This window comes from Nostoc foliaceum FACHB-393 (assembly GCF_014698505.1).
Taxonomy (GTDB): Bacteria; Cyanobacteriota; Cyanobacteriia; order Cyanobacteriales; family Nostocaceae; genus Nostoc; species Nostoc foliaceum_A.
The window spans coordinates 23,262-32,374 of record NZ_JACJTD010000070.1; the positions used below are offsets into that span (position 1 = coordinate 23,262).

Below are 9,113 nucleotides of genomic sequence, written 5' to 3' on the forward strand. Positions count from 1 at the left end.
AATTTCGGGTGAAAGAGCTATTTTATTTCTGTAACTCCTACGTAACAAGGCTTTCAGGCGTTGCGTGGCGGTTCATGACAGGCTCGCTACTTTTACCCCTATTCAATACCTTTAAGTAATAAGCCCCGACCGCGCAATACAGTTGCGATGTCACGCCTCACTGTGGCGATCGCCGCCAATGTTGAGCAAGAAGGTTGCACAACATTGGCTCTCAAAAATCTTACTATTCCTTAGCTCCTGACAACCCTTGCCAAGAAATTATTACTAATTTTCTTACTTCTGTAGGCTGGTACGGTATTGAGCCGAGATATGAGTAAAAACCTGCAAGATGGTCTGGAAATTCCTGCTCTATATAGGGTTCAGCCATTTTTAAGTAAAATTGGCAGGAGAACGTAAATCTTGGGTATGTATCGCTACAAAAACTAGAGTATTTATTAATTTTATTTACAGGTTTTACAGCAAGGACTTTGAGTATCTTTCGCAATTAATTGTCTGTAACTCCTACAGGCAAAGGATTATAGCCCAAAACATTAGCCTTCTACCACAGAGTATTTCTAATTCTCTTTGGTAAGCGAAAAGCAATTACTGACCCTCAGACTGCAAGTATCTTCTCTCAAAATCCTACTTCTGCCTCAGAAACGCTCAAACTTATATACAGCAAGGCTTTTCAGACCATCTTGCTGCTTTTTACTTGTATCTCGGCTCAATACCGGTACAGCATTTAGGCTCCTGGGCGATCGCCCTAGTGGAGGTACTTAACTCATCGCTACCAGCACTACTCCTTTCCAAAAAGCCAGATTTTTTATGCTTAATTATGCCCGTAGACCATCCCCTTATCCTGCTTGTCTACTGGATAGCCATATTTCCCTTTTAACTCAACCTTCACCTTTACTAACAAACCAATTTTCAATGCTTAAACCATTAAAAAACTCAAAATCAGAAACATTATTAGTTACTAGAACTAAATTATTACAGAAAGTAATACTCGCAATTTGACCATCTACAAAAGCAGGAGTTTTGCCAATCTGGGATAATCTAACCCTTTCTTGGGCGTGCCATTGCGCTGCCTTTAAATCATAATCCAATACTGGTAAATTTAAGACCGACTCATAAATATAATTTCTAAGATCCTCTCGCCGCTTAGATTCTGGCAACCGCAAACAACCATATAGAAGTTCATGAACAACAACACTAGAAACAGCCACTTCTGACTTATGAATATCTAGTTGGTGTAAAACATTGGCATTAGGAATAGGACGTGCTGGCTCTGAAAGAATGTTAGTATCAAGTAAAAATCGTAAACTCATAAATCAACTTCTCTACCTACACTCTTGTCTCGTAAATCAGCGAAATCCTCATCAGTAAAGATAATCCCCTCGCTTTGGATTACCTGTCTAAATTTTTGTAATCCTTGCCAAAAATTATCCCCTCTAGATTCCTCCTTTTTTTGGCGGAGAAACTCAAATAAATAGTCACGTTCTTCTGTGGGCAAACTGTTAATGGAATTAATAATTTCTTGTAAATTCATCAATTAAGCTCCTCTAAACTAAATCTCAACTTTGGTAACTGTATTTTAATCTAAGCGGGTAAAATTTGAGGGTTGCTTTACTCCCGTCCCCTAGAACTTCTCTTCTTCTGATACACTTCAATAAACTGGAAACTAAAACCGAGGCGGGTGGTGTCGATTTGGCGACACTGACCCCAAATTTTGGATACCACCTCGCAAAACGAGAACACCCCGTCCTCCTCATCGACATAGACCCCCAAGCAAGCTTAACCAAATTCATGGGGCTAGTGCCATCTCAGTTACAAAAAACCGTTGCTGATGCCACATTCAAACCTAACTAAGAGCGAATTTCCCCATGTTGCCGAATGTGTTCAACTAACCGCTTGGTTTCACCGCCAGCTAATTCTAGTTCCCTGAGATTGCCCACCAAAATAAACAATTCCCTTGCCCTACTAACGGCGGTATTTAGTAAATTAGGTTTCCGACATCACCCCAATTGTCTTAGAGTTGTCATCCGAGCCAATAGAATAGCCATCCTGGGGTTTTTTATACGTCCCCTCGAAAAGGGGGAATAGCAAAAACGAGGTTTGGCATTATTACCTTCAAATCCTTGTCAGCAAAGTTTTTCCCACCAACGTGTCTCAGAAACTGTACTTTTTGAGACATACCAAAATCATGTCTCTTTTTATGTCTCAAAATACAATTCTCTCAAAGTTTAAAGAATAATGAGACTCTCCCAAACCTATAGCTCTATGAAGGTTTGCGCTATTTTAAAGGTAAAGCACCATTCTTGATTAAATTCCTTAATCCCCCTTTTCGAGGGTTTGTACAAAAAACCCCAAACAGAAATAGCGCTAATCCTATCAGTTTGAAATTGACCAAATTTTGAAAGTTTCATATTTTGCTAATTTCTCACCGTAACCTGCACTGACTAAATAAACTTTCCCTGGTGTCATCCAATCAAAAATATCAAATTTTTGTGTGTAAATATTATTAATATATACTATCGCTGTCTGTCTAAAAACAAGCAGGTATACTTGATTGAAACTATTTTCTAAAACATTAAGATTTGATATTTCTTCTTCTACTCTATATCCATAACCATCTAAAGATAAAATTTTATCATTTGAAGAAATCCACATCGTGTAAACTTGGCGTTGGGGATTATTCAAGTCACTGCTAGTTTCTCGGAATGAAAAACCATACTTCCATTTCATATCCGTACCATTGTAGGGATTATAGAACTTGGCTTCTAGAATAAAGTCATGTAATTTTATATCTACAGAGTTGGTAGCATCTACTATATGGTGATCTATATACCTTAAATCGCCAGAAATTTTACTCCAGCGAAGTTTAGCCTTTGTTGTAAGTCGTTTAACCATTTCTTCAGGTGACAGTTGAGAGTAATCTTCATCTTGATTGTGTTCAAAAAATTGTTTTTTCAAAACTGGTATTGATTCCTGTGAGAGGGATTCCAATTCAATGGCAACTATACCTTCATCAAAGGCTCTTTGAAACACATCCTGATTGCCGATATTTTTATAACCCAGTCCATCATAAAACCCTCTAGCAAACTCAATTGCTGCACTGTCTTGGATTGGATTATTCATACCAATTGCATAATTAATATATTTGCTAATTGCTACAGCAGGTTTTTCTGAATAACAAGCGTTAAGCAGTACACATTTAACATAATCAGCGTGCAACTTAAACAGAGATGCTAAACCGGATGGTGTAACTGGCTTATCGTTTCCGCCATCATCTTCTAATAGCAAACTGCCATCTTCCAAACCATGTCCACAAAAATGAACAATTTGAGGTTGTTCTTCCGCAATAGCTCGACGGATATCTTGAGGACGTACAGCAGTTCTAATGCGTATTTCAAATAAATCCCGATTGGTGGCTCGTCGTATAGCTTCTTCAATTTCTCGAATTTCTTTATCCAAACGCAGCCCGTGAGGAATTGCTGTTAGAATCAAAATTTTCTGCTGCTGAGTTAGTTTTATCAATAAATTATCTGAGGAAACTGGTGTTTTTTTTACTGCACCTTCAGTTAATAGTTCTTCGTTAATAGCTTTCAATTTTAAATTGCCAGGATTTGAATTTAGTGCTTTGCGAACTAAGTCTTCAATCCATCCGTGAGATTCTGCTGTTTGTATTAATTTAAAAACAATATCTTGCAAACTCCCTTCACCAGCAATCGCTCTTAGATTTATATCTAATTCAAATGACAACATCTGTTCTAGGGATGCCGTATTAGGAAAAGCATTAATTAAAGCTTCTTGTAATTTTCTCTTCTGCTGCCCATTTATAATCATATTTTTCTGTTGTATGCTTTTAGGCTCAGAGATTGCAGGTATAGACTGGGCTGATTGTAACTGCTCTTCAATTTCATCGAGCCTGTCAGTAAGTCTCTTAAGCTCAGTCTCCTCATTTTTAATTTGCTGTTCGTATTGAAACTTACGTGATGGGTCAGTTTCAATAACCAAAGCATTTCGCAGTCTTGCTATTTTTTCACTTTGGAGTTCATAAGATTGTTCAAAGGAATTTTTTTCTTGTTCCAATCTACGCCGTTGCTCATCTGACAGCATATAAGTATTTAATAGAATAGAGTTTTTTAGAAATTGCTTACCTATAACAAAGCTATGTTATTGAACATCGAAGACGGTAATTTAATTTACATTCTTACTTTATTGGTAGTTTGTAGAACTTTGAATTAGAATTAATATCATTGTTTTTGCAGCAGTTTTTTAATCTGAAATACACTGCTGTATCCGAAAAATCCAAATTCCAGATGACCACTCTTTCATCCAATACGTTTTGTCCGTACCTACTCGGTAAACCTTTTTATAAATATCCGCAGGAAGATGTCCTTTAGGAGCATCAGAGGAAAAAATTAGAATTGGTTGATCCCACATATTTTGATTACCCACAATCCAGCCCACTTTCCTGCCAAATTCTTTATAAGGCGCAAAGTCGCCAGAGTCAGGTGAAATGCCCGAACTCTCCCAAATACTCTTTTGTATGCTAAATCCAAAGTGTCTATCTTTACCTTTTTCCTTAGTAGATTCTATCCAGCGTTGATTAATATCTTTTAAAACGTCACATCTAAATACCTTAATGTCTGATTCCCAAAAACTATTGTCTTTCACTCTATCTGATGCTTGAAGCATCAGGTTTGTAGTTTCTTCATCAGCCGCTTTCCATCTTTTCGCTTTCAGCAGTTGTTCAAGTAAAGTATAGTCTAAAGCTGGTTTCGTACTAATGGTAAGGTTATTGATGTTATTCCACATTAATACTCCTATTCCAAGAACAGCTACAATTCCTCCACTTAAAAGGAAAGGTAATTTCTTGTTAGTATGGTCTTTTAGAACAAAACTAGGTTCCAAACTAACTACTGTTTTATAAATCTGTCCAGACTCTAAGCATTTTTCAATTTCATCCAACCTATCACCAAACTCTTTTCGCTTCTTTTCTTGTTCTTTTATCTCTTGTTCATGTTGAAACTTACGTGATGGATCAGTTTCAATAATTAAAGCATTTCGCAGCCTATCTATTTTTTCACTTTGGAGTTCATAAGATTGTTCAAGAGATTTTTTTTCTTCATCTAATCTACGCCTTTGATTATCAGATAGCATATTAATCACTTATAAGAATAGAGTTTTTAATTAACTTGTATTGCCTATAACAAAGCAGTGGCATTGTAATTGGCAATAACCGTCTACTCATCTTTTCAAGTCAGCAGACTTGGGAGCTTCGTTAGCTGTTAACCATTGCTCAATGAGTTCTGCCACAACTTGGCTCATCTTCAGCCTCCGCAAGGCGCAAGCAGCATGAAACCTTTTTTTGAGGTCGTCTGCAATACTAATGTGCATAATTAGGGCTGTTTTTGTATCATTTTAACGATTTTAACGATTTTATAGTTAGTTACGCTAAAACAAGACTACAAATGTACAAAAGATATTTACGTATTTTCTTGTTTGATAAAAAATCAAAATTACTTCATAAAATTGATAAATATCACTCTTTTAGTGGATGCAAAAAAATATTCTATGGTGATTGGCTCTTAGCTACAACAGCACAATGAGCTTGCACCGTTGAGGCTATCTCTAACCTATTCTGATACACTTCAATAAACTGGAAACTAAAACCGAGCCGATTGACCAAATGTCAACGTATCTTCTAGGAACGAAAGCCAGTGTCAACTTCTGACCCTCCATGCCGCATTATCGCCCTGTTTAACCAAGCGGGTGGTGTCGCCAAATCAACACTAACCCAAAATTTGGGATACCACTTAGCAAAACGAGAACACCGCGTCCTTCTCATCGACATAGACCCCCAAGCAAGCTTGACCAAATTCATGGGGTTAGTGCCATCTCAGTTACAAAAAACCGTTGCTGATGCCATTATCGATGAGCAGCCCTTACCGATTCATGAGGGCATTCACGGCATGGACTTGGTTCCAGCCAGCCGAGTCCTAAGCGGAGCCGAAATGCAGTTAGTCAGTGCTGCAATGCGCGAGTTGCGCCTTAAGGAAGCCGTTGAATCTGTTCTAAATGAATACGACTTCATTCTTATAGATTGTCCCCCCAGCTTAGGATTGCTTTCGTATATCGCCTTAGTCGCGGCCACACACGTACTCGTTCCCGTCGAAACCCATATAAAAGCCTTCGAGGGAACTGACGAGCTTTTACAAACTATCACCCACGTAAAAAATAAAGCCAACCGCAAAATCCAAATAGCAGGGTTTGTTCCCACTCGGTATGCTCAACAGAATTCAGCCGATAAACGCGCATTAGCAGCAATCATTGAACAACTTTCCGCTTGGGGTCGTATTTTTCCACCCATACCCAGAGCTACCGCTTTTGTCGATGCGTCAGAAGAACGTGCGCCCCTAGCAGTATTTGACCCTAAACATTCTGTAGTCGCTATCCTTGAAGAAATCGCCAAGGCTTTGGAGGCTTTATGATCCGACGTAAACAAACTGACAAACCCTTTGGGGGTCAAATTACAACTCCACCACCTGCACCTTGGTTATCCTCCCCAGATGGCGAGTTGCCAGCCGCTACTGAAACTACTATCAAACTCTCAGATATAGTTCTGCCTCAACACCAGCCCCGACGATACTTTGACCCACAAGCATTAAAAGAATTAGTCTCGTCAGTCAAGCAGCATGGCATTCTCCAACCTTTGTTGGTGCGTCCAATTGGTGGAGGTAAATACGAATTAGTAGCAGGAGAAAGACGTTATCGGGCAGGGCAGTCAGCTTTGCTTGAAGTCGCGCCTGTGGTTGTGCGTGAGCTATCTGATGACCAAGCGTTTCAGTTGGCTTTGATTGAAAACCTGCAACGAGAAGACCTTAACCCCGTTGAAGAAACTGAAGGGATCTTGCACCTATTGGCAATCCGGCTGCATTGCGATGTAGAAGCCGTCAAATCCTTGCTGTATCGAATGAAAAACGCTCACAGCAAAGGGGAACAGCCGTCAAAATCCTCATTAAATGAATCTAGGAAAAACGTTTTTCCTAACTCAGATAATCCACAAACTCTTGACAACGTTTCTGACCATTTAGCCGAGAAAAATGAATCTAGTAAAAACGTTTCTCCTAACCCCGATAATCCACAAACTCTTGACAACGTTTCTGACCATTTAGCCGATGAAACTGAATCTAGTAAAAACGTTTCTCCTAACCTAGATGAAGAACAAGTGAAAACGGTACAAGAGGTGTTTTTGAGCCTGGGACTCATGAATTGGCTATCGTTCATCACCACACGCTTACCTTTGCTCAATCTGCCCGAAGAAATTTTAATAGCACTGCGTTCCGGTCAACTGGAATACACCAAAGCACAAGTCTTGGCGCGGGTAAGAAATAATGAAATCCGAAAAAAACTTTTGTCCGAAGCGATAGCTAACTATTGGTCTTTAAGCCAAATCAAAGAAAAAATCACAGATTGGACTGATGATGAACAAACATCCTCTTCTTTTGCAACTAACCAAATACCAGACCGCCTTCAAAATATCACCCAGCGCATTAAAAAGCGTCAGCTTTGGAAAGAAAAAGACAAGCAAAAGCAGCTAGTAAACCTTTTAAACAAGCTCGAAGCCTTACTAGGGGATGAGTGACTATGACCCCTACAGTCCCACTGCTTCCACAGCTTATCACCGAGCGGCTGGGGCATCAGGGCAGTATCCTCAAATATCATTACCGTTGCGTAAGGATGATTGCGCTCTTTCTGCTCAAGCGTGTGCAATTACGGTATGGTTATCAAAATTGACCATCTTGTAGGGGGATTATGTGGGTTAACTACCAACATTTTAGATATGAATTGCTAGCAGTTATTGAAACACAATTGCTTCAGGCGATTGGCTGTAAAAGGAAAGTTACGTCTCATGGGTGAAGCAAAGCGCAGAAGAAAATTAGACCCAGATTATGGTAAGGGTGGAGTTCCGCCCAGAAAAAAACCAGAGTTGACTCCTGAGATAATTTACACTGATCGCATTCAGCTAAAAAATCTCCCGTTGACGATTGAATCACTAGCGGATTACGACTTAACAATCATTGACTGTAATTTTCGAGGAATCGACCCAAATTTAATAGATGCAAATTTTGAGCATTTGAGAGATGAAGCAATGGGATTTTGTCAGAAATCTTATTCCTATGGAAGGAAGACTTATCTCAAGCCATTGATGAAGAATCAACAAAATTTGGAGCGGTTAAAAAATGAACTAGGAAATGAACAGGGTGTACTGTTTATTTATGATGACTATGAACTGTCGGAATTATGTACATTCTTTTGGGTTCGAGCAGTAGACTGTGAGCGTCAACTAAAAATGGCTTTAGGAGATTATGTAGGTAATTGGATTGCTAATTTAGTTATAGAATCAGCAAAGCTTGCATGTCTAAACAACTTTCCTATATTGACTTATTCTCCGATTTCACAAATAAATGATTCAACGCCAGCCTCATTTTTTCTAGCTAATTTAGCCAAGGCTGACAGATAGTTAAACTTGTTGAGAAATAAGTGAGAATAGAAAGTTAGTAACCAAGTGGGGAAATGCTGAACATCCAACTGGCTCTTGAGGAAATACATCATCAAAGAGCTTCCATTCCAGGTCAGTTAATCCTTCAAAACGCCCAGCCATCAATCGATACACACTCTTTTCTTGTACAAGAAAATATTACCTCATTTTGGCATTAGTGGGATAGGTTCATAATAGTTGGAGGTTGAGATAGCGAAATTGTGTCTAATTCACTTTGTAGAACTCGCGTTTTAAAGACAAAACCTCTATCTTTTGAGCAATACTTTTGATATCAGCTTTGAGCGTACAGTTGACCTTATACTTGCTTAGTTTTACTGTCATGTGCGCTTCTTAAGTCTTAGCAAAGTGAGCAACATGAATGTAGACGATTTTAGTCAAGAAATAGAGAGGTTTAGCTCACGGGTGACGGGATTATTGCAAAGTACTGGCAGTGAGCCGGACTCGCAACAAGAGCTAACAGCAGAAGCTTTTGAAGAACTTAAAATCACTTTGGAAGAACTGAAAATTGCCTCCGACGAACTACAAGCAACACGAATGGTAGTCGAGAAGGAGCGTCAGCGTTACC

The 9,113-nt window shown here is 39.0% G+C and carries 9 protein-coding genes and 2 pseudogenes; 6 read left to right on the forward strand and 5 right to left on the reverse strand.

What is annotated here, in order from left to right:
• Positions 1–875: 875 nt before the first annotated feature.
• Both H6G92_RS32425 and H6G92_RS32430 read right to left on the reverse strand, forming a co-directional pair.
• Entirely contained in the window at positions 876–1,307 is a 432-nt protein-coding gene (locus H6G92_RS32425; RefSeq protein ID WP_190900142.1) for a type II toxin-antitoxin system VapC family toxin, read from the reverse strand.
• The gene (locus H6G92_RS32430; RefSeq protein WP_390625487.1) at positions 1,304–1,531 is read right to left on the reverse strand and encodes a hypothetical protein; all 228 of its coding nucleotides are present in this window, start codon (positions 1,529–1,531) and stop codon (positions 1,304–1,306) included. The genes H6G92_RS32425 and H6G92_RS32430 overlap by 4 nt, the downstream gene beginning before the upstream one ends.
• 104 nt (positions 1,532–1,635) lie before the next feature.
• Here H6G92_RS32430 and H6G92_RS32435 point away from each other — a divergent pair.
• Positions 1,636–1,830 (forward strand): annotated as a pseudogene (locus tag H6G92_RS32435) (ParA family protein); the annotation flags it as partial.
• 540 nt (positions 1,831–2,370) lie between these two features.
• Here H6G92_RS32435 and H6G92_RS32440 read toward each other — a convergent pair.
• The 3 genes from H6G92_RS32440 to H6G92_RS32450 form a co-directional block, all read right to left on the reverse strand.
• The gene (locus H6G92_RS32440) at positions 2,371–4,098 is read right to left on the reverse strand and encodes an effector-associated domain EAD1-containing protein (RefSeq protein WP_242059398.1); all 1,728 of its coding nucleotides are present in this window, start codon (positions 4,096–4,098) and stop codon (positions 2,371–2,373) included.
• 159 nt (positions 4,099–4,257) lie between these two features.
• On the reverse strand, positions 4,258–5,145 hold the full coding sequence (locus H6G92_RS32445; protein ID WP_190900145.1) for a GUN4 domain-containing protein: 888 nt from the start codon (positions 5,143–5,145) through the stop codon (positions 4,258–4,260).
• Between the two features lie 87 nt (positions 5,146–5,232).
• Positions 5,233–5,382, reverse strand: coding sequence for a plasmid partition protein ParG (locus tag H6G92_RS32450; RefSeq protein ID WP_190900146.1), 150 nt, complete (start codon positions 5,380–5,382; stop codon positions 5,233–5,235).
• A gap of 323 nt (positions 5,383–5,705) precedes the next feature.
• Here H6G92_RS32450 and H6G92_RS32455 point away from each other — a divergent pair, with 323 nt between their 5' ends.
• From H6G92_RS32455 to H6G92_RS32480, 5 genes and pseudogenes are all read left to right on the forward strand, one after another.
• Positions 5,706–6,476 (forward strand): ParA family protein, encoded by a 771-nt coding sequence (locus tag H6G92_RS32455; protein ID WP_190900147.1) that lies wholly within the window; start codon positions 5,706–5,708, stop codon positions 6,474–6,476.
• A complete protein-coding gene (locus tag H6G92_RS32460) occupies positions 6,473–7,630 on the forward strand; it encodes a ParB/RepB/Spo0J family partition protein (RefSeq protein WP_199345066.1) in 1,158 nt (385 codons plus the stop codon). Before H6G92_RS32455 ends, H6G92_RS32460 begins: the two co-directional genes overlap by 4 nt.
• Complete coding sequence (locus H6G92_RS32465) at positions 7,623–7,793, forward strand: hypothetical protein (RefSeq protein WP_190900148.1); 171 nt, start codon at positions 7,623–7,625, stop codon at positions 7,791–7,793. The genes H6G92_RS32460 and H6G92_RS32465 overlap by 8 nt, the downstream gene beginning before the upstream one ends.
• A 104-nt stretch (positions 7,794–7,897) precedes the next feature.
• Positions 7,898–8,509, forward strand: coding sequence for a hypothetical protein (locus tag H6G92_RS32470; RefSeq protein ID WP_190900149.1), 612 nt, complete (start codon positions 7,898–7,900; stop codon positions 8,507–8,509).
• Positions 8,510–8,902: 393 nt separating this feature from the next.
• Positions 8,903–9,113, forward strand: a pseudogene (locus H6G92_RS32480) (PAS domain-containing sensor histidine kinase); the annotation flags it as partial.